At 36.6% G+C, this 328-nt stretch carries 1 pseudogene; it reads left to right on the forward strand.

The annotated features are described in order from the left end of the window. Positions 1–328, forward strand: a pseudogene (locus ACHRV0_RS21650) (hypothetical protein); the annotation flags it as partial.

The raw sequence follows: 328 nt of genomic DNA on the forward strand, positions 1-328 counted from the left end.
CTTATGATGCGACAGGAAAAACATTAACGTATCAGCCAGAAAGCGGATCTGCAACAGTAATAAAACTTGTTGATATGGTTGGAGATGCAGAAACGCTGACAACCTTAGAGAAAAACGCAGCCAACGATGGAAAATATGTTTATAAAAGCGAAAATGATACAGAAACTACAATTGATGTTGTAGCGGATGTAATCAACAATGCAAGCACAATTTTAAGCGATCCTAAGTTTGTAACTGAATTGACTCAATTTGTAGACGCAAAAGAAACGGTTACAACAATAACAAACAACAATAACGGAACCTATACTTATGCAAATGAGGCAGGAGA

It is taken from the genome of Flavobacterium sp. FlaQc-30, assembly GCF_044005885.1.
GTDB lineage: Bacteria > Bacteroidota > Bacteroidia > Flavobacteriales > Flavobacteriaceae > Flavobacterium.